25 protein-coding genes, 1 tRNA gene and 1 pseudogene are annotated in these 25048 nt (G+C 73.4%); 18 read left to right on the top strand and 9 right to left on the bottom strand.

All coding sequences use genetic code 11. The annotated features are described in order from the left end of the window. Positions 1-215, bottom strand: a pseudogene (locus ADK60_RS48550) (hypothetical protein); the annotation flags it as partial. A 305-nt stretch (positions 216-520) separates the two neighbouring features. Between ADK60_RS48550 and ADK60_RS33380 the strand changes: the two are divergent. The 3 genes from ADK60_RS33380 (at position 521) to ADK60_RS33390 (ending at position 2157) form a co-directional block, all read left to right on the top strand. Next, positions 521-602, top strand: a tRNA-Leu gene (locus tag ADK60_RS33380). A 138-nt stretch (positions 603-740) separates the two neighbouring features. Further along, positions 741-1652, top strand: a complete 912-nt coding sequence (locus ADK60_RS33385) for a Bax inhibitor-1/YccA family protein (RefSeq protein WP_053650689.1) — start codon at positions 741-743, stop codon at positions 1650-1652. A 103-nt stretch (positions 1653-1755) separates the two neighbouring features. Continuing rightward, positions 1756-2157, top strand: a complete 402-nt coding sequence (locus tag ADK60_RS33390) for a hypothetical protein (protein WP_053650690.1) — start codon at positions 1756-1758, stop codon at positions 2155-2157. Between the two features lie 157 nt (positions 2158-2314). On the opposite strand, the gene ADK60_RS33395 is transcribed toward ADK60_RS33390, so the two are convergent. From ADK60_RS33395 to ADK60_RS33405, 3 genes are all read right to left on the bottom strand, one after another. Beyond that, positions 2315-3283: a hypothetical protein gene (locus ADK60_RS33395; RefSeq protein WP_053650691.1), complete on the bottom strand. Its 969-nt coding sequence runs from the start codon at positions 3281-3283 to the stop codon at positions 2315-2317. Positions 3284-3574: 291 nt separating this feature from the next. After that, on the bottom strand, positions 3575-4795 hold the full coding sequence (locus tag ADK60_RS33400) for an acetyl-CoA C-acetyltransferase (protein ID WP_053650692.1): 1221 nt from the start codon (positions 4793-4795) through the stop codon (positions 3575-3577). Positions 4796-4857: 62 nt separating this feature from the next. Next, the gene (locus ADK60_RS33405) at positions 4858-5991 is read right to left on the bottom strand and encodes an SGNH/GDSL hydrolase family protein (protein WP_079008906.1); all 1134 of its coding nucleotides are present in this window, start codon (positions 5989-5991) and stop codon (positions 4858-4860) included. 198 nt (positions 5992-6189) lie between these two features. Here ADK60_RS33405 and ADK60_RS33410 point away from each other — a divergent pair, with 198 nt between their 5' ends. From ADK60_RS33410 to ADK60_RS33435, 6 genes are all read left to right on the top strand, one after another. Continuing rightward, positions 6190-7593 (top strand): cystathionine beta-synthase, encoded by a 1404-nt coding sequence (locus ADK60_RS33410; RefSeq protein ID WP_045940382.1) that lies wholly within the window; start codon positions 6190-6192, stop codon positions 7591-7593. Positions 7594-8087: 494 nt separating this feature from the next. Beyond that, positions 8088-8426, top strand: a complete 339-nt coding sequence (locus tag ADK60_RS33415; protein ID WP_045940383.1) for a hypothetical protein — start codon at positions 8088-8090, stop codon at positions 8424-8426. 172 nt (positions 8427-8598) lie between these two features. Next, positions 8599-9915: a L,D-transpeptidase gene (locus ADK60_RS33420; protein ID WP_502687472.1), complete on the top strand. Its 1317-nt coding sequence runs from the start codon at positions 8599-8601 to the stop codon at positions 9913-9915. A 107-nt stretch (positions 9916-10022) separates the two neighbouring features. Next, complete coding sequence (locus ADK60_RS33425) at positions 10023-10583, top strand: SigE family RNA polymerase sigma factor (protein ID WP_063783343.1); 561 nt, start codon at positions 10023-10025, stop codon at positions 10581-10583. Then, entirely contained in the window at positions 10580-11419 is an 840-nt protein-coding gene (locus ADK60_RS33430; RefSeq protein ID WP_053650693.1) for a hypothetical protein, read from the top strand. The genes ADK60_RS33425 and ADK60_RS33430 overlap by 4 nt, the downstream gene beginning before the upstream one ends. Positions 11420-11511: 92 nt before the next feature. Continuing rightward, positions 11512-12027 (top strand): DUF1203 domain-containing protein, encoded by a 516-nt coding sequence (locus ADK60_RS33435; protein ID WP_053650694.1) that lies wholly within the window; start codon positions 11512-11514, stop codon positions 12025-12027. A 48-nt stretch (positions 12028-12075) separates the two neighbouring features. Here ADK60_RS33435 and ADK60_RS33440 read toward each other — a convergent pair whose 3' ends face one another. Together ADK60_RS33440 and msrA are read right to left on the bottom strand one after the other, a co-directional pair. Further along, positions 12076-12444 carry a cupin domain-containing protein gene (locus ADK60_RS33440; protein ID WP_043469330.1) on the bottom strand — a complete coding sequence of 123 codons (369 nt, stop codon included), beginning with the start codon at positions 12442-12444 and terminating at the stop codon, positions 12076-12078. A 141-nt stretch (positions 12445-12585) separates the two neighbouring features. Further along, positions 12586-13257, bottom strand: coding sequence for a peptide-methionine (S)-S-oxide reductase MsrA (msrA, locus tag ADK60_RS33445; RefSeq protein WP_053650712.1), 672 nt, complete (start codon positions 13255-13257; stop codon positions 12586-12588). A gap of 131 nt (positions 13258-13388) precedes the next feature. Here msrA and ADK60_RS33450 point away from each other — a divergent pair, with 131 nt between their 5' ends. Continuing rightward, positions 13389-14546, top strand: a complete 1158-nt coding sequence (locus ADK60_RS33450) for a cystathionine gamma-synthase (protein WP_045940387.1) — start codon at positions 13389-13391, stop codon at positions 14544-14546. 13 nt (positions 14547-14559) lie between these two features. Here ADK60_RS33450 and ADK60_RS33455 read toward each other — a convergent pair whose 3' ends face one another. Further along, positions 14560-15039, bottom strand: a complete 480-nt coding sequence (locus ADK60_RS33455) for a MarR family winged helix-turn-helix transcriptional regulator (RefSeq protein WP_045940388.1) — start codon at positions 15037-15039, stop codon at positions 14560-14562. A 122-nt stretch (positions 15040-15161) separates the two neighbouring features. Between ADK60_RS33455 and ilvA the strand changes: the two genes are divergently transcribed. The 3 genes from ilvA (at position 15162) to ADK60_RS33470 (ending at position 18380) form a co-directional block, all read left to right on the top strand. After that, positions 15162-16373, top strand: coding sequence for a threonine ammonia-lyase (gene ilvA / locus ADK60_RS33460; protein WP_053650695.1), 1212 nt, complete (start codon positions 15162-15164; stop codon positions 16371-16373). 122 nt (positions 16374-16495) lie between these two features. Continuing rightward, positions 16496-17521 carry an ATP-binding cassette domain-containing protein gene (locus ADK60_RS33465; protein WP_053650696.1) on the top strand — a complete coding sequence of 342 codons (1026 nt, stop codon included), beginning with the start codon at positions 16496-16498 and terminating at the stop codon, positions 17519-17521. A gap of 1 nt (position 17522) precedes the next feature. Then, entirely contained in the window at positions 17523-18380 is an 858-nt protein-coding gene (locus ADK60_RS33470) for an ABC transporter permease (RefSeq protein ID WP_053650697.1), read from the top strand. Between the two features lie 111 nt (positions 18381-18491). Here the strand turns inward: ADK60_RS33470 and greA are convergent, their stop codons facing one another. Further along, positions 18492-18992, bottom strand: coding sequence for a transcription elongation factor GreA (gene greA / locus ADK60_RS33475; protein WP_030397059.1), 501 nt, complete (start codon positions 18990-18992; stop codon positions 18492-18494). A 306-nt stretch (positions 18993-19298) separates the two neighbouring features. Next, on the bottom strand, positions 19299-19709 hold the full coding sequence (locus tag ADK60_RS33480) for a DUF4307 domain-containing protein (RefSeq protein ID WP_053650698.1): 411 nt from the start codon (positions 19707-19709) through the stop codon (positions 19299-19301). Positions 19710-19949: 240 nt separating this feature from the next. On the opposite strand from ADK60_RS33480, the gene mca reads away from it, so the two are divergent. The 5 genes from mca (at position 19950) to ADK60_RS33505 (ending at position 25046) form a co-directional block, all read left to right on the top strand. After that, the gene (mca, locus tag ADK60_RS33485; protein ID WP_053650699.1) at positions 19950-20855 is read left to right on the top strand and encodes a mycothiol conjugate amidase Mca; all 906 of its coding nucleotides are present in this window, start codon (positions 19950-19952) and stop codon (positions 20853-20855) included. 49 nt (positions 20856-20904) lie between these two features. Beyond that, a complete protein-coding gene (locus tag ADK60_RS33490) occupies positions 20905-21096 on the top strand; it encodes a hypothetical protein (RefSeq protein ID WP_045940394.1) in 192 nt (63 codons plus the stop codon). Positions 21097-21139: 43 nt separating this feature from the next. Continuing rightward, positions 21140-23206, top strand: coding sequence for a thioredoxin domain-containing protein (locus ADK60_RS33495; protein ID WP_053650700.1), 2067 nt, complete (start codon positions 21140-21142; stop codon positions 23204-23206). A 43-nt stretch (positions 23207-23249) separates the two neighbouring features. Further along, complete coding sequence (locus tag ADK60_RS33500) at positions 23250-24158, top strand: GNAT family N-acetyltransferase (RefSeq protein ID WP_053650701.1); 909 nt, start codon at positions 23250-23252, stop codon at positions 24156-24158. 123 nt (positions 24159-24281) lie between these two features. Next, positions 24282-25046: a sterol desaturase family protein gene (locus ADK60_RS33505; RefSeq protein WP_045940397.1), complete on the top strand. Its 765-nt coding sequence runs from the start codon at positions 24282-24284 to the stop codon at positions 25044-25046. Positions 25047-25048: the final 2 nt, after the last annotated feature.

Raw genomic sequence — 25048 nt, forward strand, 5'->3', positions numbered from 1 at the left:
ACGCTGACGTTGTCGAGGGCGACCACGCGGGTCTCGCCCTCCCCGTAGACCTTGTTCAGGCCGGTGGCGCGGGCGGCCGCCCGGCCGGTACGGACGGCGCTTGCGGTCGACGTGCTCACGGGGTGCTCCTCAAGTCGGGCATGGCGGACCGGGCCGTTCGGCTCCGGGGGGCTGGCCGGCCGGGCCCTTCCAGGGGCGTCCGGCCGTACCTCCATGCTCCTTCCGGTGATCATGGTTTCTCGTCGCTCCGCCGGACGGTTGGCCCGACCACCGCTGGGCGTACGCCCAGGTGGCGCCCTCCTCCTGCGGTATGACACCGACCCTGAGCGGAAGGGCGGTGGCCGGATCGAGCGGGTCGAGTGGCCAAATCACGAACTGTTCGTCAGATGGCAAGGAAACATGACAACTTCCCCGCCTCGGAACATGCGAAAGGGGATGCCGGGCGACTAGGCTCAGGGGTGGCCCGCACGGGGGCGGGAGCGCTGCTCTCCGTTCCGCCGGCGGGGCCGGGTCCGCAGAAGCCCAGATGGTGGAACGCAGACACGGGCAGCTTAAAACTGCTTGGCCGAAAGGCCGTGCCGGTTCGAGTCCGGCTCTGGGCACCGACTCGCGGGGACGCCGACCGGCGTCCCCGCCGGACGTCAGCGGCCGAATCCTTCTCGCGGCGGATGCCGATCCCTTTGCCAAGCCATTACCCTTGTGCTGCGGGCGGTGCAGTGCCGCCACGGAGGGAATGAGCAATGAGAAGCAGCAACCCGGTCTTCTCGCGGGAGGGGTCCTTCACCCGCGAGTCCGGCTACGCGGGTTTCGGGACCACCCAGACCCCGCCGGCCGGGAGCCCGTACGCAGGCAACCCCTACGGCAACAATCCGTACGGGAACAACCCGTACGCCAACAACCCCTACGGCCAGCAGCCCCAGGGCGGGGCGCCGCTGACCGACGAGCAGCTCGTCGAGATGTACAACGCGCCCTCCGCCGGTCCCGCGGCGACGGGCCGGATGACGCTGGACGACGTGGTCGCGCGCACCGCGATGACGCTGCTCACCCTGGTCGCGGCCGGCGGTCTCGCCTGGTTCGCGCTGCCGGACCGGAACTTCGGCCTGGCCGGCGTCGCCTCGCTGGTCGCGTTCGTGCTCGGCATGGTGATCTCCTTCAAGCGGAGCGTCAGCCCGCCGCTGATCCTGCTCTACGCGGGCCTCCAGGGCTTCGCGCTCGGTGCGATCACCAAGGTGTTCAACACCATCTGGGAGGGCATCGCGATCCAGGCGGTGCTGGGCACCGCGGCGGTGTTCGCGGCGATGCTGATCGCCTACAAGACCGGGCGGATCCGGGTCACCCCGCGCTACACCCGGATCGGCATCGCGATCGCCATGGGCTTCGTGCTGCTGATGCTGGTCAACATGGTCGCCTCGCTGGTCTTCGGCGCCGACATGGGGCTGCGCAGCGGCCCGCTGGGCATCGTGGTCGGCCTGGTCGGCATCGGCCTCGGCGCGTTCTTCCTCTCGCTGGACTTCGCGGCGATCGAGGAGGCCATCGCCCAGGGCGCGCCGCAGAAGGAGTCCTGGCGGGCGGCCTTCGGGCTCACCCTGTCGCTGGTCTGGATCTACGTCGAGATGCTGCGGCTGATCGCGATCCTGCGCGGCGACGACTGACCCTCCGTCGTACGACCCGCCGTACCACCACTGCCGCCGGGCCCCGGAGCGACCGCTCCGGGGCCCGGCGGCTTTCGTCCCCGGTGGCCCGTATGCTCGCGGCATGTCCGAGACGTCCGATGAGAAGACCCTGGCCGAGGCCGTCGACGCCCTGGCCGACCGGTTCCGTGCGATGCCGCAGAGCCGGCTGCTCGGTGCCGTCCCCGGGCACCCCTCGCGGGCCTCGGCCGGACTGGCGCTGGCCCGCTGGCTGGCGGTGACGGCGGCGGCCGCGGAGGCGGTCCGGGCCGACGGCGGGGCGGACGGCCCGCCCGCGCACGAGCTGCCGGACGCCGGGGCGTTCGCCGTCGGCGACCAGCTCGCCGTGGTCGGGCACGACCTGGCGGCGGCCCTGGCCGCGCTGCCCGGGGACGCCGAGGTGGCCCTGCCGGACGGTCCGGTGGCGGCCGCGGCGGTGCGGGCCCTGGCCGTGCGACGGCTGGCGGAGGTCTCGGCGGCCCTCTGACGGACGCTGACGGCGCCGTGTGCCTGACGGCGCCGTGTGCCGATCTGCGAAGCGCCGACGGCCAGGCGCTGGCGAAACGCCGAGGGCCGGCCGGATCGGTAACCCCCTCGATCCGGCCGGCCCTCGGCGTCGGCGCGCCCGGCTCGGCGCGCTCGGGTCAGATGCTGGCCACCACCCGGTCGGCGAGCACGTACACGGCGTCCTCGTCGGTGGAGAAGGTCAGCGAGTAGGAGCCGGAGAACCGGGAGCCGCCGAGCAGCCGGACGTTCTCACCGGCCCGGACGGCGTCGATCAGCCGGTACGCGGCCTCGCGGTCGCCCGGGGCCACGCAGAGCGTGGTGCCGTCGGCGAAGGCGTAGACGTCCAGGGTGCCGAGCGGTCCGGGGCGGACGTCGATCAGTGCGGTGCCCTCCTCGGCCAGCGTGGTCAGCCGGGTGTCGGTCCACTCCCGGGACGGCGTCTGGCTGGGCACGAAGTCGGGGTGCGAGGGGTGGCGGCGCGGGTCGGGCGCGGTGGCCGGGGCCTCCTCGACGGCAGCCTCGGCGTCCAGCAGCCCGGCCTCCAGGCCGGTGGCCAGCAGGTCGGCCTCGCGGCGGGCCCGGGCGTCCCCGGTGCCCTCGCCGGCCGGGTGGCCGCCGGCGGGGTGGCCGGCCGGGTGGGCCGGGCGCAGCGGGCTGCCGCCCTCGGGGCCGGTCTCGGTGGGCCGGGTGCCGCCGTCGCCGATGAGGTCCTCCAGCGCGGAGCGCAGGGCCTCGCCGAACTCCGGGTCCATGGTGCCCGGGTGGTCGGCGTTGTCGGCGGCCTCGTTCGGCCCGGTGGGGCGGGGGAAGAAGAGCGGCCACTCGTCGGTGGTGCTGAAGACACCGGCGAACGGGGAGTCGAACAGCGGCGCGTCCTCGGCCGCGCGGGCCTCCTGCTCGGCCCAGAACGCCCGGGCCTCGGTGATCTCCCGCTCGCGGTCGGCGGCCAGGGCCTCGGCGACGGCCCGGCGTATCGCGGCCTCGTCGACGGTCGGGGCGACGGCGGCCCGTGCGTCCAACCGTCGGGAGATTCCCCGGAGGTGGACCAGCACGGTGGTCGACACGGCGATCAGGATCAGCAACAGGATGGTGTAGACGGCGCTCACGGAACGTACTCCTAGGGAGGAGTGGAACGGGGTTACCTCTCCACACTGCCCCATCCGGTGCTGTTACCGCAGTGGCCAATGTCCAATTTGTCGGTGACTTTCGCTCTTGTCCCCAAATTGTTAGGTAGGACCGCTCTACGCAGCGGAGTTGATCCGCTCCGCACCGTCGATTTCCGGTCCGGAAATGAACGAAAAGAGGGCCGGATCGACCTCGCGGTGTGATCCGGCCCTCAATTACGCTGTGTCACTCCAAATGGGTGGTCTGGACCCTTCGGGGTTGACAGCGCGAGGTCAGCTGAGGCGCTCCAGGACCATCGCCATGCCCTGGCCGCCGCCGACGCACATGGTCTCCAGGCCGAACTGCTTGTCGTGCCACTGCAGCGAGTTGATCAGGGTGGTGGTGATCCGGGCGCCGGTCATGCCGAAGGGGTGGCCGACCGCGATCGCGCCGCCGTTGACGTTCAGCCGGTCCAGGTCGACGCCGAGGTCCCGGTAGGAGGGGATCACCTGGGCGGCGAAGGCCTCGTTGATCTCGACCAGATCGATGTCGCCGATGGACAGGCCCGCCCGCTTCAGCGCCTGCTTCGAGGCCTCGACCGGGCCGTAGCCCATGATCTCGGGGGAGAGCGCGCTGACACCGGTGGAGACCACCCGGGCGAGCGGCGTGATGCCCAGCTCGCGGGCCTTGGTGTCGGACATGACGACCAGCGCGGCGGCGCCGTCGTTCAGCGGGCAGCAGTTACCGGCGGTCACCGTGCCGTCCGGGCGGAACACCGGCTTGAGCCCGGAGACGCCCTCCAGCGTGACGCCCGCGCGCGGGCCGTCGTCCTGGCCGACCACGGTGCCGTCGGGGGTGGTGACCGGGGTGATCTCCCGCTCCCAGAAGCCGGCCTTGATCGCCGCCTCGGCGAGGTTCTGCGAGCGCACGCCGAACTCGTCCTGCTCGGCCCGGGTGATGCCCTTGAGCGCGGCGAGGTTCTCGGCGGTCTGGCCCATCGCGATGTAGGCGTCCGGCAGCAGCCCGTCCTCGCGCGGGTCGTGCCACTCGCCGCCGCCCGCCTCTGCGCGCGCCGCCGTGCGCGCCTGGGCGTCGCCGAACAGCGGGTTCATGGTGCCGGGCAGGCCGTCCGAGCTGCCGTGGATCGACCGGGAGACGGTCTCCACGCCGGCCGAGACGAAGACGTCGCCCTCGCCGGCCTTGATCGCGTGCAGGGCCATCCGGGTGGTCTGCAGCGAGGAGGAGCAGTAGCGGGTGATGGTGGTGCCGGGCAGGTAGTCCATGCCCATCTGCACCGCCACGATGCGGGCCAGGTTGTGGCCCTGCTCGCCGCCGGGCAGGCCGCAGCCGAGCATCAGGTCGTCGATCTCGCGCGGGTCGAGCTGCGGCACCTTGGCCAGCGCGGCCTGGATGATGTGCGCGGTCAGGTCGTCCGGGCGGACGTCCTTCAGGGAGCCCTTGAAGGCCCGGCCGATCGGCGAACGGGTGGCGCTGACGATGACGGCTTCGGGCATGGCGGGCTCCTCGCTGAGTGGCGGCGGACAGGCGTCCGGGAGGAAAGTTACCGTCTGGTAGCTCAGTCGTCACCCGCCCCGGTGTGTGAGCTGGCCGACGTGTTGCCGGGCACCGGACCGGCGCTCCCGGAGAGCCCCCCGGACAGGCCCTCGGAGACCGCGTCGGACGGCCCGCCGACCGGTTCCCCGGCGGCCCAGGAGCCCGGCAGGCCGACCCGCAGCCGGTGGCGCAGCAGCGCCCAGCGGCCGGCCGCGCCGTCCAGGCCGCCGACCGCCGCCACCTCGCTGCCGGACCGGTCGGCCGCGGCCGCGGCGGCCACCGCCACCGGCAGCACCGCCTCGCCGGGGACCGGCCCGTCGGCCGGCTCCTCCTGCGGCCAGAGGCCCAGCGCGGCGCAGACCGAGGGCAGGACGGCCATCGCGGCCGTCGCGTAACCCTGGGCCGAGGGGTGGTAGCGGTCGGCGGCGAACATCTCCGGCCTGGCCGCGAACTCCGGGCCGAGCAGCGAGCCGAGCGACACCGTCCGGCCGCCCGCCTCCACCACCGCGATGGTCTGCGCGGCGGCCAGCTGGCGGCTGACCCGGCGGGCCACCCAGCGCAGCGGCGGGCGGACCGGCTTGATGGTCCCGAGGTCGGGGCAGGTGCCGACCACCACCTCGCAGCCGGCCGCGCGCAGCGCCGCGACCGTTTCGCCGAGCTGGCGCACCGCGAGCTGGGCCGGGCTGTGCCGGGTCACGTCATTGGCGCCGATCATGATCACGGCGATGTCCGGGCGGCAGGACAGGGCCTGCTCCAGCTGGCCGGCCAGATCGGCGGAGCGGCCGCCCGAGAACGCCACGTTCACCAGCCGGACCGGGCGCTCGGCGACCGAGGCGAGGCCCGCGGCGAGCAGCGCCCCCGGGGTCTCCCGGGCCCGCAGCACCCCCAGGCCGGCCGCGGTGGAGTCGCCCAGGAAGGCCAGCACCAGCGGCGGCTGCGGCGCGGCCGCGCGGTCGGCGAAGGCCTCGCCGTAGACGCCGTCGGCCCTCGGCGGGTCGCCGTCCAGGATGCCGATGGCCTGGACGGCCAGCTTGCTCTCGGTCAGCAGCAGGCCGACCAGGCCCACCCCCAGTACTCCGAGCCCCCCGCCGCCGTACACCGCCGCGGTGGCGATCCGCCGGGCCACCCGGGCCCGCGACTGCTGTGTTCCTGGCACCCCGTGCCCCCTTCGCGTCCTCGTGCCACCCCGACGGGTGCCGTTCCCGATGCGTGTACACCCCTAGTACCCGTCTTGGGCGCGGGCTACGACGGGGGTGGGCCGTTCGTGGTGCGCACGGGCTCTCCGGGACGCCCGGTACGGCCTAGGCTTGCGGTACCGACAGCACTCGTATGCCCACACATCGGGAGGACCCCCGTGCGGTACCACAATTCGATCATCGACCTGGTCGGCAACACGCCGCTGGTCAAGCTGAACAAGGTCGCCGAGGGGATCAGCGCCACCGTGCTCGCCAAGGTCGAGTACTTCAACCCCGGCGGCTCGGTGAAGGACCGCATCGCCGTGCGGATGATCGAGGCCGCCGAGGCCTCGGGGGCCCTCAAGCCCGGCGGCACCATCGTCGAGCCGACCTCCGGCAACACCGGTGTCGGTCTGGCGATCGTGGCCCAGCAGAAGGGCTACAAGTGCATCTTCGTCTGTCCGGACAAGGTGTCGACCGACAAGATCAACACGCTGCGCGCGTACGGCGCCGAGGTGGTCGTCTGTCCGACCGCCGTCGCCCCCGAGCACCCGGACTCGTACTACAACGTGTCCGACCGCCTGGTCCGGGAGACCCCGAACGCCTGGAAGCCGGACCAGTACTCCAACCCGGACAACCCGGCCTCGCACTTCCACTCCACCGGCCCTGAGCTGTGGGAGCAGACCGGGGGCCGGATCACCCACTTCGTGGCGGGCGTCGGCACCGGCGGCACCATCTCCGGCACCGGCAACTACCTGAAGGAGGTCTCCGGCGGCAAGGTCAAGGTGATCGGCGCCGACCCGGAGGGCTCGGTCTACTCGGGCGGCACCGGCCGGCCGTACCTGGTCGAGGGCGTCGGTGAGGACTTCTGGCCGACCGCCTACGACCGCGACGTCGCGGACGGCATCGTCGCCGTCTCCGACAAGGACTCCTTCCAGATGACCCGCCGCCTGGCCAAGGAGGAGGGCCTGCTGGTCGGCGGCTCCTGCGGCATGGCGGTCGTCGCCGCGCTGGAGGTGGCGCGCGGGCTCGGCCCGGACGACGTCGTCGTGGTGCTGCTGCCGGACGGCGGCCGGGGCTACCTCTCGAAGATCTTCAACGACGACTGGATGGCCGACTACGGCTTCCTGCCGTCCGCCACCGACGAGGCGCACATCGGCGAGGTGCTGGCCCGCAAGGACGCCATCGAGCACGAGGGCATCCCGCAGTTCGTCCACATGCACCCCAACGAGACCGTCGCCGAGGCGGTCCGGGTGCTGCGCGAGTACGGCGTCTCGCAGATGCCGGTGGTCTCGCCGGGCGCCGGCCACCCGGACATCATGGCCGGCGAGGTGATCGGCTCGGTGGCGGAGAAGCTGCTGCTGGAGGGCGTGTTCGCGGGCGACATCGAGCTGACCGACACGCTGGACCGGGTGATGTCCAAGCCGCTGCCGGTGGTCGGCTCGGGCGAGACCGTCACCAACCTGATGTCGGTGCTGGAGAAGGCCGACGCCGCGGTGGTGCTGGTGGAGGGCAAGCCGCAGGGCATCGTCACCCGCCAGGACCTGCTCGGCTTCCTGGCCGGCAGCCGCGCCGGTCACTGAGCCCCGCCGGTACTGGGCCGCGCCGCGCGCCGACCCGCGGTCAGCCGCCGCCCCCGACCCGGTGGCTGAGGAACCGTACGGCACGGGTTCCGTTTCCGGGCGAACCGGTACACCGGCGTCATCTCCGTGCAGCACGGGCTTAACACGACTGCGGCATGGTTGTGCACACGGCAACAAGACGCCGAACGGGACGACAACGACCGGCCGGGAGCGGCTCCCCGGCGGCGCGGTCCGTCCCGGGCACGACGGTCGGTCCTGACCCGGCCGGTGGTGTCCCTGTCCGAGGAGGCGCCGTCGTCCCGCCCCTGCCCGGCTCCGGCCGGCTGCCAGGGTGAGGCGGCTCCCGGACACCCGCGCCGCTCGGCGCGTCCGCACGGCTCCCGGGTGGGGGAGACGGGCGGAAGCGGTGGGGCCGGTCCCTCCTCGAAGGGGGGACCGGCCCCGCTGCATTTCTCCGGCGCCTCCCGGTGGGCGGGATCCCGTAGTCTCGGCGCATGACCAGCACTGACACGACCGGCCAGGACAGCCCGCGCTACGTCCGGCTCAGCATCGAGCTCATCGCCGAGATCACCGACGAGGGCGCCCTCAAGGCGGCGGCCCTCGAGCAGGTGACCGCGGACGAGTACCTCGACGACGAGGAGCGCGCGCAGTCCGTCGAGGCCATCGAGGTGGACCCGGCGGGCTCGCTCGCCCACTTCATCGACCCGGTGGCGCTGCTCGGCGACGTCCCGGGTGTCGAGCTCGCCTCGGCGACCTGGGAGTCGGCGAACACCGACTTCGACCCCGAGGACGGGGAGTGGGACGAGTACGCGGTGGAGGAGGCGGCCGAGTAGGGCTCGCCCGCCACTTCCGGGGAAAGCCCGGCCTGCTGTCCGCAGGCCGGGCTTTTTGTCCATATTTGGCACATGGTTTCGTCTTCTCATACGATCGCAAGCCGTTGGTGTTGGAACCGTGAACGTACGGATTGCGTTTTTGTATCCGTAATGCCCGGATGAGCAGTAGGGAGTGGGCGACGTGACGGCACGGGACGGTCAGGGCCGGTCGGCCGCGAGCAGCTGGAGCCGGCGCGGCGTACTCGCCGGCCTGGTCGGTGCCCCGGTACTGCTGCTGGCGGCCTGCAACGACACCAAGAGCGCGGACAACGGCGCGGGCACCGGAACGACGGGCGCCGGCGGCACCGGCGGTTCCGGTGGCACCGGTTCCGGCGGCGGACAGCCGACGGCGAGCGCCACCAGCACTCCGAAGACCTCCGTCGCCGTGATCACCGTCACCCCGGCCGACGGCACCACGTCGGCCGGCTTCAGCGAGCCGGTCCGGGTCGCCGTCGCCGGCGGCACCCTCACCTCGGTCACGGTCGCCGACTCCACCGGCAAGGCGCTGGCCGGCGCGCTGTCCGACGACGGCACCGTCTGGACCTCCGCCGCCTCCCCGGCCAGCGGCACCAAGTACACGGTGACCGCGGCCGCCGTCGACAAGGACAAGCTGGAGGCCGATGCCAACGCGGTCTTCACCACCGCGACGCCGGCCAACACCTTCGTGGGCTACTTCACCCCCGAGGACGGCTCGGTGGTCGGCGTCGGCATGCCGGTCTCGATCAACTTCAGCAAGCCGGTCACCGACCGCAAGGCCGTCCAGCAGGCCATCACCGTGGTGGCCGAGCCGGGCGTCGAGATCGTCGGGCACTGGTTCTCCAGCACCCGTCTCGACTTCCGCCCGCAGGAGTACTGGGCCAAGGGCACCAAGGTGACCGTCAAGCTCCGGCTCAAGGACGTGCAGGGCGCCAAGGGCGTCTACGGCACCCAGTCCAAGGACGTCCGCTTCACCGTCGGCCGGGCCCAGACCAGCGTCGCCGACCTCGCCACCAAGAAGCTCACCGTCACCACCGACGGCCAGGTCAGCGCCGTCTACGCGATCTCCGGCGGCTCGCCCGAGTTCCGCACCTGGGGCGGGAAGATGGTGATCACCGAGCAGTACCAGCAGACCCGGATGAACTCCCAGACCGTCGGCCTCGGCAGCGAGTACGACATCCCGGACGTGCCGCACGCCCAGCGCCTCTCCACCTCCGGCACCTTCATCCACGGCAACTACTGGTCCCCCGCGTCGACCTTCGGCAGCCAGAACACCAGCCACGGCTGCGTCGGTCTGCGCGACGTCAAGGGCGGACAGGACGCCAACGCGGACGGCTACAAGTTCTTCAAGAGCTCGATGGTCGGCGACGTGGTCGAGGTCACCAACTCCGGGGACAAGACCGTCGTCCCGTCCAACGGCCTCAACGGCTGGAACATGGCCTGGGCCGACTGGAAGGCCGGCAGCGCGGTCTGACGCCCCCGGGCGCCACGGGCGTTCCCGGCGGGGGACTACCCACCGTCCGCGCGAATTCCCGCCCGCGAGGACAGAACCCCGCCCGCCCCCCGAGGAGTCAGGGGGATGTGAAACGCGAGCAGAGGGAGCGCCTGGACGCCGAGTTCAGCGCGTTCGTGGTCGGCATCGGGCCACGGCTGATCAGGCTGGCCGAGCTGCTGACCGGTGATCCGCACCGGGCCGGGGACATCGTGCAGTCGGCGCTGGAACGCGCCTACCTGCACTGGCCCAGGATCACCGCGAACGCGGACGACCCGACCGCCTACGTGCGGCGGATCGTCGTCAACCAGCACCGCGACTGGTGGCGGCGGTTGCGCAACCGCGAGCTGCCCACCGACCGCGCCCCCGACCGGCCGGTGCCGGCGGACTTCGCCGAGCAGCAGGCCCAGCGGGCCCTGCTGCACCAGGCGCTGGCCGCCCTCACCCGGCGCGAGCGGGCGGTCGTGGTGCTGCGGTACTACGGGGACCTGAGTGAGGCCGAGACCGCCGCCGAACTGGGCATCGCGCCCGGGACGGTCAAGTCCACGCTGCACCGGGCGCTGTCGAAGCTGCGCGCACGGCCCGAGCTCGCCGACCGCACCGGCGGTCCGGCGGGCCACGACCCGAGCGACATCGAGGTGGCGGTATGAACGGCGGCACGGAATTCGAGGAGCGGCTCGGAGAGCTGCTGACCCGGGAGGACACGGCCTGGGGGGCGGGGGGCCCCGACCCGGCGACGGTCATCGCCGGGGCGCGGCGCCGCCGGGCCCGGCGGCGGGTCGGCACCGGGGCGGCCGCGTTGGCGGTCGCCCTGGTCTGCGGGGGGACGGCGCTGACCCTCGGCGACCCCCGGCCGGCCGGCGGTGCGGCGGGCGTGGCAGGGGCGGCGGTCACGACGACGGCCGCCGTGCTGCCCGGCGCGGCCCCCGCGTCGGCGTCGGTGGTGCCGGTCGCCACGGGGGCGGGGGCGCAGCCGGACTCGCCGGTCCGGCTGGTGGAGCCCGGCAAGCAGCTCACGATCGCCGACGGCTACCGGATGAGCGTCACCGCGACCCGGTCCTGCGTCGAGAAGTGGGAGCAGGCCACCGGGAGGTGGGAGCAGCCGTTCGGCTGCCGCGACGCCACCAGCGACAACCTCGACCACAGCCGGCCCACCATCGGCGCGCAGAGCCTCGGGGACGGCGAGCGGACCGTGGTGACCGGCCTGTACCTGGGCCCGGCGCCGGCCCGGATCACGGTCGAACTCAAGGACGTCCAGGTGGTCGCCACCCTGGTCACCACCACGGAGATGAACGGCTGGACCGCCTACTACGCGGTGGTTCCGGGTGCCGCCCGCTCCTCCTCGGGCCCGAACGGGCCCGACGCCTCCCCCTCCGTCGCGGCCTGGGCCGCCGACGGGACGCGGCTCGCGGACCTGGTCGCCCCGCGCCGGCCCGACCCCTGGGCCACCGCGGGCGGCGGGACGGGCGCACCGGCCGCGCGCTGACGGCGGACGGTCGGCGGGGCCCGCGGATCGCGGCCGAACGCGAGGGCCGAAATCCGCCGGACTCCCGGGGGCGGCGGCGGGAGGGTGGGGGCATGACGACCACCACTTCTCCCGCTTCGCCCGCCCCGTCCGTCCTGACCGTCCGGGCGATCGACCCGGCCGTGCACCGCGCCCTGCTGGTACGCGACGACGCCGGCCGCCCGCCGGTCCGCTCGGTCGACGAGACCGGCGGCGCCCCGCTGCGCTGCTGCCTGGCCCGGGCCGGGGCCGGGGAGCGGATCGCCCTGCTGAGCTACGCGCCGCTGCGGCGCTGGGCCGCGGAGACCGGGGCCGAGCCCGGCCCGTACGAGGAACTCGGCCCGGTGTTCGTGCACGACGGCCCGTGCGAGGGCCCGGCGACCGGGGAGAGCTGGCCGGAGGGCTTCCACGGCGGGCAGCGGGTGCTGCGCGCCTACGACCGGCGCGGGCACATCCTCGGCGGCGTCGTGGTGCTGCCGGAGACCGCCGAGGCGGGCGCGGCGCTCCTGCTCGCCGACCCGGAGGTGGCCGTGGTGCACGTCCGGGCGGTGGAGTACGGGTGCTTCATGCACGAGGTCCGGCGGGGGTGACCACCCGTCCACGAGGTCCGGCGGGGGAGACCGCGGCCGGCCGGGTGCTCACGAGCGCTTGGCGTAGTCCCCGTAGCCCTGCCAGTCCAGGACGACCGCCGGCTCGTCGCCCACCACCCACGCGTCGTGGCCGGGCGGGCAGACCATGAAGTCGCCGGGGCCGAACTCGCTCTCCTCGCCGTCGTCCATGACGATCTTCAGCCGCCCCGAGATCATGTAGCCGACGTGCGCGGCCTGGCAGCTGTCCGTCTTCGCGATCGGCTTGACGTGCCGGGACCACTGCCAGCCGGGCCGGAACACCGCCCGCCCGACGCCCCCGGCGTCCAGGTGGACCAGGCGCAGCTCGCCGGTGTCCGCCTCGAACGGGCGGACCTCCTCGGGATCGGTGTCGAAGTTCCTGCGGATGAGACCGGCCATGGGGTGCTCCTCGGGTCTCCTGGGGACAGGAGCGGCCGCACCACCGGGGCGGGTGGTGCGGCCGCCCTCCTGGTCCTTCCAGTCTGCGCCCGCCGGGCGCCGGGCGCAGACCCGGCGGGCGCCGGGCGCAGACCCGGCGGCTCAGCCCTGGGTACCCGTCCTGGCCACCCCGATCGGGCAGCTGGCGCCGGTGCCGCCCAGACCGCAGTAGCCGTTCGGGTTCTTGGCGTCCGACAGGTACTGCTGGTGGTACGGCTCGGCCGGGAAGAACGGGCCGGCCGGGGCGATCTCGGTGGTGATCGGGCCGAGGCCGAGCGCCGTCAGCGCCGGCTGGAAGGCGTCCCGGGTCGCGGTCGCGGTGGCCGCCTGGGCGGGGGAGTGGGTGTAGACCGCGGAGCGGTACTGGGTGCCCACGTCGTTGCCCTGCCGGTTGCCCTGGGTCGGGTCGTGCGCCTCCCAGAAGGTCTTCAGCAGCCGCTCGTAGGAGACCACCGCCGGGTCGAAGACCACCCGCACCGCCTCGGTGTGCCCGGTCAGGCCGCTGCACACCTCCTCGTACGTCGGGTTCGGGGTGTGGCCGCCCTGGTAGCCGACCAGCGTCGTCCAGACGCCGGGCAGCCGCCAGAACGTCCGCTCGGCGCCCCAGAAGCAGCCCAGACCGAAGTCCGCGACCTCGAACCCGTCGGGATACGGGCCGGTCAGCGGGTGGCCGAGGACGGTGTGCGGCTCGCTGAGCGTGAAGCCGGGGGCCGCCCGGCCGGGCAGGGCCTGGTCGGCGGGGACGAGCGAGGACTTGTGGCGGTTGAACAGCACGGCCTGCTCCAACGGTTCGAGAAGGGTTGCGGAGGTTCCAACGCCGTCGCCCGCCCGGGGATTCCGGCCGGTCCCCGGCGGCCGGGTGCCTTCCGGGCGGCAGCCCGGCGTTCGCCGACTACGCTCGGAGCATGACCGAGCACCAGCTTCCCCAGGGCTTCGAGACCCTCGCCATCCACGCGGGTCAGGAAGCAGACCCCCAGACCGGGGCCGTCGTCACGCCGATCTACCAGGTGTCCACCTACAAGCAGGACGGGGTGGGCGGCCTGCGGGGCGGCTACGAGTACAGCCGCAGCGCCAACCCGACCCGCACCGCGCTGGAGGAGTGCCTCGCCGCGCTGGAGGGCGGCTCCCGCGGCCTCGCCTTCGCCTCCGGCCTGGCGGCCGAGGACACGCTCCTGCGCACCGTCCTCAAGCCGGGCGACCACATCGTGATCCCCAACGACGCCTACGGCGGCACCTTCCGGCTCTTCGCCAAGGTGCTGACCCGCTGGGGCGTCGAGTTCTCCGTGGCCAACACCCAGGACCTGTCCACGGTCCGCGAGGCACTGCGCCCCAACACCCGCGCGGTCTGGGTGGAGACCCCGTCCAACCCGCTGCTGGGCATCACCGACCTGGCCGCGCTGGCCGAGATCGCGCACGGCGCCGGCGCGCTGCTGGTCGTCGACAACACCTTCGCCAGCCCGTACCTGCAGCAGCCGATCGCGCTGGGCGCCGACGTGGTCGTGCACTCGACCACCAAGTACATGGGCGGCCACTCCGACGTGGTCGGCGGCGCCCTGGTGATCGCCGAGGCCGGACTGGCCGAGGAGGTCGCCTACCACCAGAACGCGATGGGCGCGGTCTCCGGCCCGTTCGACGCCTGGCTGGTGCTGCGCGGCATCAAGACCCTGGGCGTCCGGATGGACCGGCACAGCTCGAACGCCGAGAAGGTCGCCGAGCTGCTGGCGGGCCACCCCAAGGTCAGCCAGGTGCTGTACCCGGGCCTGCCCGAGCACCCCGGCCACGAGATCGCCGCCAAGCAGATGAAGGCCTTCGGCGGCATGGTGTCGTTCCGGGTGAACGGCGGCGAGGAGGCGGCGGTCGAGGTCTGCAACCGGGCGGAGCTGTTCACCCTCGGTGAGTCGCTGGGCGGCGTGGAGTCGCTGATCGAGCACCCGGGCCGGATGACCCACGCCTCGGTGGCCGGTTCGGCGCTGGAGGTGCCGGCCGACCTGGTGCGGGTCTCCGTCGGCATCGAGTCGATCGACGACCTGCTGGCCGACCTCCAGCAGGCGCTGGGCAAGTAGTGCCCGTCGGTCGCTAACCGCCCTGCCGGCCCGCCGAGTACGACTCCATCGAGTGGTTGAAGCGGGCCAGCAGGGCGCAGAACACCTGCTGCTCCTCGGGCGGCCAGTCGGCGACCAGCTGACGCGTCAACTCCGTCCGCCCGGCCCGGACTTCGGCCAGCCGGTCGGCGCCGAGCGGGGTCAGGGCGAGCCGGACGGCGCGCCGGTCGGCCGGGTCCTGCACCCGGCCGACCAGGCCGGCCGCGACCAGCGGGGCGACCTGCCGGGTGACGGTGGAGGAGTCGACCCCCAGCGCGTCGGCCAGGGCCTTGACGTTGGCGGGGCCGAGGCGCTCCAGCCGCTCCAGCAGCAGGTAGGCGGCCCGGACCAGGGCGGCCACTCCGTCGGATCCGCGGACCTGTTCCATTCTGCGGGCGAACACCGCCAGCTGGTACTGGAGTTGCGTGTGCACGGGGTCGGTGAGGTCGGAGGCCAGGGGCGAGGTCGTCGTCATCGCGGCTCACGATCATCATGCGGTGAGAGAGGCTCAGAAGCAGCAGCGTACGCGGGCCGGGCGGGCCCGGGAACAGGGCCGACGTCCCCGGACGAGGCGCCGAAGAAGCCTAGGCTGCTGTCATGCACAGCTGGCCGATCACCCTCGACGATGTCCGCGGCGCCCAGAAGATGCTCGCCGGGGTGGCCCGGACGACGCCGATGGAGGGCAGTCGCCACCTTTCCGCGCTGGTCGGCGCTCCGGTCCACCTGAAGTGCGAGAACCTCCAGCGCACCGGCTCGTTCAAACTGCGCGGGGCGTACGTCCGGATCGCGGGCCTCTCGCCGGTGCAGCGGGCGGGCGGGGTGGTCGCGGCCAGTGCCGGCAACCACGCCCAGGGGGTGGCGCTGGCGGCCTCGCTGCTCGGGGTGCGCTCCACCGTCTTCATGCCGCTGGCCGCGCCGCTGCCCAAGGTCGCGGCGACCAGGGAGTACGGCGCCGAGGTGCGGCTGCACGGGGCGACCGTGGACGAGGCGCTGCAGGCGGCGCAGCAGTACGCGGAGGCGAGCGGGTCGGTGTTCATCCACCCGTTCGACCACCGGGACATCGTGATCGGGCAGGCCACGGTCGGGCTGGAGATCCTGGAGCAGTGCCCCGAGGTGCGGACCGTGCTGGTCGGCGTGGGCGGCGGCGGGCTGCTGGCGGGGATCGCGGCGGCGGTCAAGCCGCTGCGGCCGGACGTCCGGGTGGTGGGGATGCAGGCGGCGGGCGCCGCCGCGTACCCGCCCTCGCTTGCGGCGGGGCGTCCGGTCTCGCTGGAGCGGTTCGCCACCATGGCCGACGGGATCATGGTGGGCCGGCCCGGGGACGTGCCGTTCGAGATCGTCAACACCCTGGCGGACGGGGTCCGCACCGTGTCCGAGGACTCGCTGTCCCGGGCCCTGCTGCTCGGTCTCGAGCGGCTGAAGCTGGTGGTGGAGCCGGCCGGGGCGGCGCCGATCGCGGCCCTGCTGGAGCAGCCGGACTCCTTCGAGGGGCCGGTGGTGGCGGTGCTCTCCGGCGGCAACATCGATCCGCAGCTGATGCAGCGGGTGCTGCGGCACGGCCTGGCGGCCGCCGGCCGGTACCTCTCGCTGCGGGTGCGGCTGGCGGACCGGCCGGGGGCGCTGGCGGGGCTGCTCGGGGTGCTGACCCGGGTCGACGCCAATGTGCTGGACGTGGCGCACGTGCGGGTCGACCCCCGGCTGGGGCTGACCGAGGTGGAGGTGGACCTGCACCTGGAGACCAAGGGGCCGGAGCACTGCGCGGCGGTGCTCGGCGAGCTGCGGGACGCGGGGTACGTGGTCTCCGCGTAGGGGCCGGGGGGCTCCGGAGTCGCTGGCCCACCAGGAATGGGGGCAAAGTGGGACAGGCCACTTGTTGTCCCGCGCAGTCGTCCCCGCCCTTCCGTCCCTCCCCGAGGAGATGAGGCAGGCCCATGGCGCCAGCCATCCAAGCCGAGAACCTGGTGAAGACCTTCGGCGACGTACGAGCCCTGGACGGCGTCAGCCTCGACGTCCCCGAGGGCACGGTGCTCGGGCTGCTCGGCCCGAACGGCGCCGGCAAGACCACCACCGTGCGCGTCCTCACCACCCTGCTCCAGCCCGACTCCGGCCGTGCCACGGTGGCCGGCGTCGACGTCCTCAAGCATCCGAACCGGGTCCGCAGCCTGATCGGCCTCTCCGGCCAGTACGCCGCGGTCGACGAGTACCTCACCGGTTTCGAGAACCTCCAGATGGTCGGCGAGCTCTACCAGATGCCGGTCCGCGCGGCGAAGGCCAGGGCGCTCGAACTGCTGGAGTGGTTCAACCTCACCGAGGCCAAGGACCGCATCGCCAAGACCTACTCCGGCGGTATGCGCCGGCGCCTCGACCTGGCCGCCGCCCTGGTGGTCCGGCCGCCGGTGATGTTCCTGGACGAGCCCACCACCGGTCTGGACCCCCGCAACCGGCTCGCCCTGTGGGAGGTCATCGAGACCCTCGTCGAGCAGGGCACCACGCTGCTGCTCACCACCCAGTACCTGGAGGAGGCCGACCGCCTCGCCCACGACATCGCCGTGGTCGACCACGGCCGGGTGATCGCCCGCGGCACCGCCGACCAGCTCAAGGCGCAGATCGGCGGCGAGCGGATCGAGGTCGTGGTGCACCGGGCCGAGCTGGTCGGCGAGGCGGTGGCCGCGCTGTCCGGCTACGCGCTGGGCGAGCCGGCGCTGGAGAAGAACACCCGCCGGATCACCGTCCCGGTCAGCGGCGGCGCCCGGGTGCTCGCGGACGTGATCCGCGAGCTGGACGCCCGCTCGATCGAGATCGACGACATCGGCCTGCGCCGGCCGACCCTGGACGACGTCTTCCTCTCGCTCACCGGCCACCACACCGAGGCCGACCAGGAGGAGGGCGGCGGCGGGGGCCGCGCCGACGGCTCCGGCGCGGACGAGCGGGCCGTCCCGGCCGGGAAGGAGCGGTGAGATGACCAGTGCCACCGAGCACGCCATCGGTGGGGCGGTGCCCAAGCAGCGCCGGGGCGTGGCCGCCGTGCTGCACGACTCCTGGGTGGTCGCCAAGCGGAACCTGCGCCGGATGACCCGGATCCCCGAGATCGTGGTGTTCGGGCTCATGCAGCCGGTGATGTTCGTGCTGCTGTTCTCGTTCGTCATGGGCGGCGCGATCCAGATCCCCGGGACGGAGTCCAGCTCCTCGACGTACATCCAGTTCCTGATGGCCGGCATCTTCGCCCAGACCGTCACCTTCGCGGTGGCCGGCGCCTCGGCCGGCATCGCCGAGGACATGTCCAAGGGGCTGGTGGACCGGTTCCGCTCACTGCCGATGACCCGCTCGTCGGTACTGGTCGGCCGCACCCTGGCGGACCTCTGCCAGACCGCCTTCACCCTGGTGGTGCTCGCGGTGGTCGCGCTGCTGGTCGGCTGGCGGATCCACCACGGGTTCTGGTCCGCGCTGGGCGCGTTCGGGCTGCTGCTCCTGCTCGGCTACGCGTTCTCGTGGATCGGGGCGCTGATCGGCCTCTCGGTGCGCAGTCCGGAGGCGGCCACCTCGGCCGGGCTGATCTGGCTGTTCCCGCTGACCTTCATCTCCAACGCCTTCGTGCCGGTCAGCTCGATGCCGGGCTGGCTGCAGGGGATCGCCTACTGGAACCCGTTCAGCGCCACCGTGCAGGCCTGCCGCAACCTCTTCGGCAACCAGGTCGGGCCGGTGGACGACGTCTGGCCGATGCAGCACGCGGAGCTGATGTCGGTGCTCTGGTCGCTGGCGATCATCGCGGTGTTCTCCTGGCTCTCGGTGCGCAAGTACCGCTCGGCCGCGGGCTGAGCGGGGCGCGTTCGCCCGGGGCGGCCGTTCGCCCGGGGTGGCACGCGAAGGGCGGCCGTGGCAGGTGCCACGGCCGCCCTTTCGCCCGTCCGCCGGACCGGCGGGGGAGGATCAGCCGGTGTAGGGCTTGACCTCGATGATCTTGACCATGGCCCGCTTGCCGTTCGGCAGCTCGTAGGTGGCCTCGTCGCCGATGGTCTTGGCGTCGATGGCGCGGCCCAGCGGGGACTGCGGCGAGTAGATCTCCAGGTCGTCGTCGCCGGCCACCTCGCGCGAACCCAGCAGGAACTTCATGGTGTCGTCCACGTCGCCGTCGAAGGCGACCGTGACGACCATGCCCGGTGCCACCACGCCCGAGTCGGCCGGGGCCTCGCCGACCTTGGCGCGCTCCAGGAGCTGGGTGAGCTGGCGGATCCGCAGCTCGTACTTGCCCTGCTCCTCCTTGGCCGCGTGGTAGCCGGCGTTCTCCTTGAGGTCACCCTCCTCACGCGCGGCCTCGATCTTCTGCGCGATCTCGATCCGCCAGGGGCCGGTCAGGTGATCCAGCTCGGCCTTGAGCTGGTCGTAGCCGGACTGAGTGAGCCAGGTCACGTTCTCGCTGGTCTGGGTCACGGGTGCTCCTCGTAGGTGCTGGGGCTGTGCTGAGGGTGTGAGTCGTCAGCGCGTAGGTCGGTGCAGATAACGGTCTTAACTACAAAGCAACGCCCGCTCCCGTACCAGCTGGTGCGGAAGGGGCGAAACCACGAGCCTAACAACTCCTGCCGACAATCGGGAGAGTCGTTGGCGCGCCATTGACGACGGCGTTGCGCCGAGGTGTACCGGATCGGCGGGCGGGACTCCCCTACGGATGCCCGCCCGCCCGGGCGAATATGCGCCGACCGCCGTCCGGACGACCGGTCGGCGCCTTTCGGGCCCGGCCTAGGCGGGTGTGCAGCCCAGCAGCTCGGCGGTGGTGCCGCGGGCGGTGGTCCGCAGACTGACCACCGCGTCGTAGCCGGTGCCCGCCGCGGGGACGGGGAAGTCGGCGACCCCGACCACCGCGCCGTCCTCGCCCTGCGAGCGGACGGTGCAGCTGCCGGCCGTGCCCTCGGTCTTGCGCACCGCCAGGTGCAGCTGGAGCTCACTGTCCGAGACGGCCTGGAAGGTCGGCACGGTGCCGTTGATCCGAGTCTCCCGGATCAGGTACGAGCTGCCCAGCCAGGCGATCAGGCCCAGCGCCAGCACCCCGCAGACCGCGCCGATCACCTTGAGCCGGCGGTCGGTCTCGCGGTCGCCGCGCCGCCCGTAGCGCCCCTCGGGGAGCTGCGGGGTCCGGGTGCCAGCACTCATGGGGCTCAGTCCTCTCGTGAGGAGGAGGCCGCGCGGGTGGTGCGGGGGAATGCGGGGCTCCTCCAGTCCGTCACTATAGGAGGGGCACGCCCGCGGCCGGTCCGGCGGGGGCGGGGCTCGGCCGTGTCGGCGCCGTACGCCGCGGCCGGTCCCGCGGTGACGCGGCCCCGAGAGCGGCTCGGACGGTGGGCGGACCGGATGGCGCGGGACGCCCGGACATTTGTGGAAGGAACGCACGCGTTGACTGAGCAGTTGCGACTGATGGCGGTGCACGCACACCCGGACGACGAGTCCAGCAAGGGCGCGGCGACCATGGCCATGTACGTCGACCAGGGGGTGGACGTGCTGGTGGCCACCTGCACCGGGGGGGAACGCGGTTCGGTCCTCAACCCGAAGCTGCAGGGCAAGCCGGAGATCGAGGAGAACATCCACGAGGTGCGGCGCAAGGAGATGGACGAGGCCCGCGCGATCCTCGGGATCAAGCAGGCCTGGCTGGGCTTCGTGGACTCGGGCCTGCCCGAGGGCGACCCGCTGCCCCCGCTGCCCGAGGGCTGCTTCGGCCTCCAGGACGTCAAGGAGGCGGCCGAACCCCTGGTCCGCCTGATCCGGGAGTTCAAGCCGCAGGTCATCACGACCTACGACGAGAACGGCGGCTACCCGCACCCCGACCACATCATGACCCACAAGATCACCATGGCGGCCTTCGACGCCGCCGGGGACCCCGACGCCTACCCCGGGGCCGGCGAGCCCTGGCAGCCGCTGAAGCTCTACTACAACCACGGCTTCCCGATGGGCCGGATCCGCGCCCTGCACAAGTACCTCAGCGAGAACGGCCACGAGTCCCCCTACGGCGAGTGGATCGCCGGCTGGGAGAAGAGCGGCCGCACCGAGCGCGAGATCACCACCCGGGTCCGCTGCGACGACTGGTTCGAGACCCGGGACCGCGCGCTGATCGCGCACGCCACCCAGATCGACCCGGACGGCCCGTGGTTCCGCGTCCCGCTGGAGGTCCAGCGCGAGGTGTGGCCCACCGAGGACTACGAGCTCGCCCGTACCCTGGTCGACGTGGACCTGCCGGAGGACGACCTGTTCGCCGGTCTGCGTACCCCCAGCCTGACGGCCGAGAAGGCCGACACGCGGGACTGAAGCACCCCCCGACGGCCCGGCTCCCCGTGAGCCGGGCCACCATAGAGATATGAGTGCCCCCGTGAACCTCACCCACCTCGCCGCCGAGCTCGCCGTCGACGACGCCAAGGTCACCCCCGGCCTGCTGGGCTTCGTCGTCTTCGCCGCCCTCGGCGTGGCCACCTGGTTCCTGGCCAAGTCGATGAACCGGCAGTTCAAGAAGGTCGACTTCGTCGAGGAGCCGGAGGCTCCGAAGGAGTGAGGTCCTGCCCCCTCCCGGGCGCCGATGCGCAAGGATGGGGGGCATGCCGAACCGCCTCGCCGACGCCACGTCGCCGTACCTGCAGCAGCATGCCGACAACCCGGTCGACTGGTGGCCGTGGGGGCCGGAGGCCTTCGCCGAGGCGGAGCGCCGCGGCGTACCGGTACTGCTGAGCGTCGGGTACGCCGCCTGCCACTGGTGCCATGTGATGGCCCACGAGTCCTTCGAGGACGGCGGCACGGCGGCGTACCTCAACGAGCGGTTCGTCGCCGTCAAGGTCGACCGGGAGGAGCGGCCGGACGTCGACGCCGTCTACATGGAGGCGGTCCAGGCGGCGACCGGGCAGGGGGGCTGGCCGATGACCGTCTTCCTGACCCCCGAGAAGGAGCCGTTCTACTTCGGCACCTACTTCCCGCCCCAGCCCCGGCACGGCATGCCCTCGTTCCGGCAGGTGCTGGAGGGCGTGCACGCGGCCTGGCGGGACCGGCGGGAGGAGGTCGGCGAGGTCGCCGGGCGGATCCGGGCCGACCTGGCCGAGCGGGCCTCCGTGTACGCGGTCGGCAGCGGGGTGCACACGCCGCCCGGCGAGGCCGAGCTGCACGAGGCGCTGGTCGGGCTCAGCCGTGACTTCGACGAGCGGCACGGTGGCTTCGGCGGGGCGCCGAAGTTCCCGCCGGCCATGGTGATCGAGTACCTGCTGCGCCACCACGCCAGGACCGGCTCCGAGGCGGCGCTGGAGATGGCCGTCCGCACCGGCGAGGCGATGGCCCGCGGCGGCATCCACGACCAGCTCGGCGGCGGCTTCTCCCGGTACGCGGTGGACGCCCGCTGGGTGGTACCGCACTTCGAGAAGATGCTCTACGACAACGCGCTGCTGCTCCGCGCGTACCTGCACCTGTGGCGGGCGACCGGTTCCCCGCTGGCCCGCCGGACGGCGCTCTCCACGGCGGACTTCCTGCTGCGCGAACTGCGCACCCCCGAGGGCGCGTTCGCCTCCGCGCTGGACGCCGACAGCCTCGACGAGGAGACCGGCGCCAGCAGCGAGGGCGCCTACTACGTCTGGGAGCCGGGCCAGTTGGTCGACCTGCTCGGCCCGGCCGACGCGGCCACCGCCGCCCGGCTGTTCTCCGTCACCGCGGACGGCACCTTCGAGCACGGCACCTCCGTCCTCCAGCTCCTCGCCGACCCCGAGGACCCCGCCGAGTACGAGGCGATCAGGGCGCGCCTGCTGGCGGCCCGCGCGGAGCGCCCGGCGCCCGCCCGGGACGACAAGGTGGTCGCCGCCTGGAACGGCCTCGCCGTCGCCGCCCTCGCCGAGACCGGCGCCCTGCTGGACCGCCCCGACCTCGTCGCCGCCGCCGAGCGCGCCGCCGACCTGCTGCTCGCCGTCCACCTCACCCCCGACGGCCGGCTGCTGCGCACCTCCCGGGACGGCCGCCCCGGCGCCAACGCGGGCGTGCTGGAGGACTACGCCGACACCGCCGAGGGCTTCCTCGCGCTGTACTCCGTCACCGGCGAGTCGGAGTGGCTCCAGCTGGCCGGCGGGCTGCTCGACACCGTGCTCAAGCACTTCACCGACGAGGCGACCGGTGCCCTCTACGACACCGCCGACGACGCCGAGGAACTGATCCGGCGCCCGCAGGACCCGACCGACAACGCGACCCCGTCCGGCTGGACCGCCGCCGCGAACGCGCTGCTCGGCTACGCCGCCTGCACCGGGTCGGACCGTCACCGGACCGCCGCCGAGCGGGCGCTCGGCATCGTCGGGGCGCTGGCCTCGCGCGCGCCCCGCTTCGTCGGCTGGGGTCTGGCGGCGGCCGAGGCGCTGGCCGACGGGCCGCGCGAGGTCGCGGTGATCGGCCCGGCCGGCGACCCGGCGACGGCCGCGCTGCACCGGACCGCGCTGCTGGGCACCGCGCCCGGCGCGGTGGTCGCGCTCGGCGAGCCGGGCGCGGGCAGCGACGACGTCCCGCTGCTGGCCGGCCGGCCGCTGGTCGACGGCGCGCCCGCCGCGTACGTCTGCCGCCACTTCGCCTGTGACGCCCCGACCACCGATCCGGCCGTCCTCGCGGCCCGGCTGGGCGTGTTCCAGGACGTGTCCGGGCGGTAGAAAAGCGGTGGAGGGAGGCGGTGGGGCCGGGGGAGGATGGCTCATGCCCTGGACCATCAGCAGCTCCCTCGACGACTTCCGCGCCCGGGCCGGCGGCTTCCTCGCCGCGCACCCGGCCGAGAACACCGTCCTGCTCACGATCACCGACCGGCTGGCGGCGAGCGGCCCGCACTACTACGGCGACGGCGTGCCGGTGTTCGGCTGGTGGCGCGCCGAGCCGGACGGGCCGGTCGCCGGTGCGTTCGTGCAGACGCCGCCGTTCACCCCTCGGCTGGGGCGGATGCCGGAATCGGCCGCGGTCGAGCTGGCCGCCGAGCTGGCCGCCCTGCTCGCCGCCGAGCTGGTTGCCGAGCCGGCCGCTGGGTCGGCCGCCGCTCCGGCCGGGGCCGCAGCGCTCACCGGAGCGGGCGGGGGCGCGGCCGCGACGCTGGCCTTCGGCGCCGCCTGGGCTGCGGTCACCGGTACCACGAGCACCGTCAGGACCAACGAACGGCTCTACCGGCTCGGCGAGTTGGCCGATCCGCCGCGCCCGCCGTCCGGCCGGTCCCGGCTCGCCGGAGCGGCCGACCACGAGCTGCTGGTCCGCTGGTTCGCCGAGTTCGCCGAGGAGGTGGACATCCGGATCCCCAACGTCGCGACGGTGGTGGACGACCGGACCGCCGCCGGCCAGCTGCACCTGTGGGAGGACGGCGGGCGGCCGGTCGCGGTGGCGGGGGCCAGCGCGGTGATCGCCGGGATGTCGCGGATCGGCCCGGTCTACACCCCGGGCGAGGCCCGGGGCCGGGGCTACGCCAGCGGTGTCACGGCGGCCGCCTCGGCCGCCGCCCTCGCCCGAGGGGCGGTGGAGGTGCTGCTCTACACCGATCTCGCCAATCCGACCAGCAACTCGATCTACCAGCAGATCGGCTACCGGCCGGTGGAGGACTGCGTGGAGCTGGCCTTCGGCGACTGAGGTCCGCCGACGGTCCTCGACGGTTGCCGGCGGCCGACAGCCGTCTACGGGGGTCGGGAACCACCGGTACCGGGAAGACGTCGGACCGGTGGGGCAGGGCAGGCAGCAGGAGGGGGCGCGACGGTGGACGCGGTACTCGCACGGGCGGCCCGGCTGGGGCCGCTGGAGGTGGCGGTCGGAGCGCTGGCCGGCAACCTCGCGCTGTTCGTGGTGGCCCTGCTGGCCGGGGGCTGGCTGGTCCGTCGCTTCGGCGACCGGCGGCTGACCCCGGCCCCCGCGCCGCCGGACCGCCGGGAACGGCTGCTGACGGTGGTCGCCGTGCTGCTCAACTCGGCCCTGGGGCTGGCCGGCTGGCTGCTCTGGCGGGCCGGCTGGATCCGGCTCACCGCGGACACCGGGCCGCGGGCACTGGCCGATCTGCTGCTGTTCTCGCTGGTGATGGACGCGCTGATGTACGGCGGCCACTGGCTGGCCCACCGCCGCCGGCTCTACCGGCTGGCGCACGAGCTGCACCACGCCTACCCGGACCCGCGCCCGGCCACCCTGTTCGTGCTGCACCCGCTGGAGGTGCTGGGTTTCGGCGGGGCCTGGATCGCGGTGCTCTGCCTCTGGCCGGGGATGTCCGCCGCGGCACTGGCCGGCTACATCGGCGTCAATCTGGTCTTCGGCCTGCTCGGGCACCTCGGGGTGGAGCCGTTCCCGGTCCGGGTCCGGCGGCTGGCGGTGTTCCGCTGGGTGGCGCTGCCGATGTTCCACGTCGGCCACCACCGCGACCCCTCGGTCAACCTGGGCTTCTACACCACGGTCTGGGACCGGCTGTTCGGCACCGTCGACCCCCGCTACGACGCCCGCCGGCTGGCGCCGGACCCCGGCCGGTACGACCGGTAGCC

This window comes from Streptomyces sp. XY431, assembly GCF_001279805.1.
Taxonomy (GTDB): domain Bacteria; phylum Actinomycetota; class Actinomycetes; order Streptomycetales; family Streptomycetaceae; genus Kitasatospora; species Kitasatospora purpeofusca.

Coding starts and splice junctions, on each gene's coding strand:
- ADK60_RS33390 (WP_053650690.1), top strand. CDS start 1,756: ATGTCCGAGACGTCCGATGAGAAGACCCTGGCCGAGGCCGTCGACGCC.
- ADK60_RS33500 (WP_053650701.1), top strand. CDS start 23,250: ATGCCCTGGACCATCAGCAGCTCCCTCGACGACTTCCGCGCCCGGGCC.
- ADK60_RS33465 (WP_053650696.1), top strand. CDS start 16,496: ATGGCGCCAGCCATCCAAGCCGAGAACCTGGTGAAGACCTTCGGCGAC.
- ADK60_RS33495 (WP_053650700.1), top strand. CDS start 21,140: ATGCCGAACCGCCTCGCCGACGCCACGTCGCCGTACCTGCAGCAGCAT.
- ADK60_RS33455 (WP_045940388.1), bottom strand. CDS start 15,039: ATGACGACGACCTCGCCCCTGGCCTCCGACCTCACCGACCCCGTGCAC.
- ADK60_RS33385 (WP_053650689.1), top strand. CDS start 741: ATGAGAAGCAGCAACCCGGTCTTCTCGCGGGAGGGGTCCTTCACCCGC.
- ADK60_RS33490 (WP_045940394.1), top strand. CDS start 20,905: ATGAGTGCCCCCGTGAACCTCACCCACCTCGCCGCCGAGCTCGCCGTC.
- ADK60_RS33430 (WP_053650693.1), top strand. CDS start 10,580: ATGAACGGCGGCACGGAATTCGAGGAGCGGCTCGGAGAGCTGCTGACC.
- ADK60_RS33435 (WP_053650694.1), top strand. CDS start 11,512: ATGACGACCACCACTTCTCCCGCTTCGCCCGCCCCGTCCGTCCTGACC.
- ADK60_RS33400 (WP_053650692.1), bottom strand. CDS start 4,795: ATGCCCGAAGCCGTCATCGTCAGCGCCACCCGTTCGCCGATCGGCCGG.
- ADK60_RS33450 (WP_045940387.1), top strand. CDS start 13,389: ATGACCGAGCACCAGCTTCCCCAGGGCTTCGAGACCCTCGCCATCCAC.
- ADK60_RS33415 (WP_045940383.1), top strand. CDS start 8,088: ATGACCAGCACTGACACGACCGGCCAGGACAGCCCGCGCTACGTCCGG.
- ilvA (WP_053650695.1), top strand. CDS start 15,162: ATGCACAGCTGGCCGATCACCCTCGACGATGTCCGCGGCGCCCAGAAG.
- ADK60_RS33470 (WP_053650697.1), top strand. CDS start 17,523: ATGACCAGTGCCACCGAGCACGCCATCGGTGGGGCGGTGCCCAAGCAG.
- ADK60_RS33480 (WP_053650698.1), bottom strand. CDS start 19,709: ATGAGTGCTGGCACCCGGACCCCGCAGCTCCCCGAGGGGCGCTACGGG.
- ADK60_RS33440 (WP_043469330.1), bottom strand. CDS start 12,444: ATGGCCGGTCTCATCCGCAGGAACTTCGACACCGATCCCGAGGAGGTC.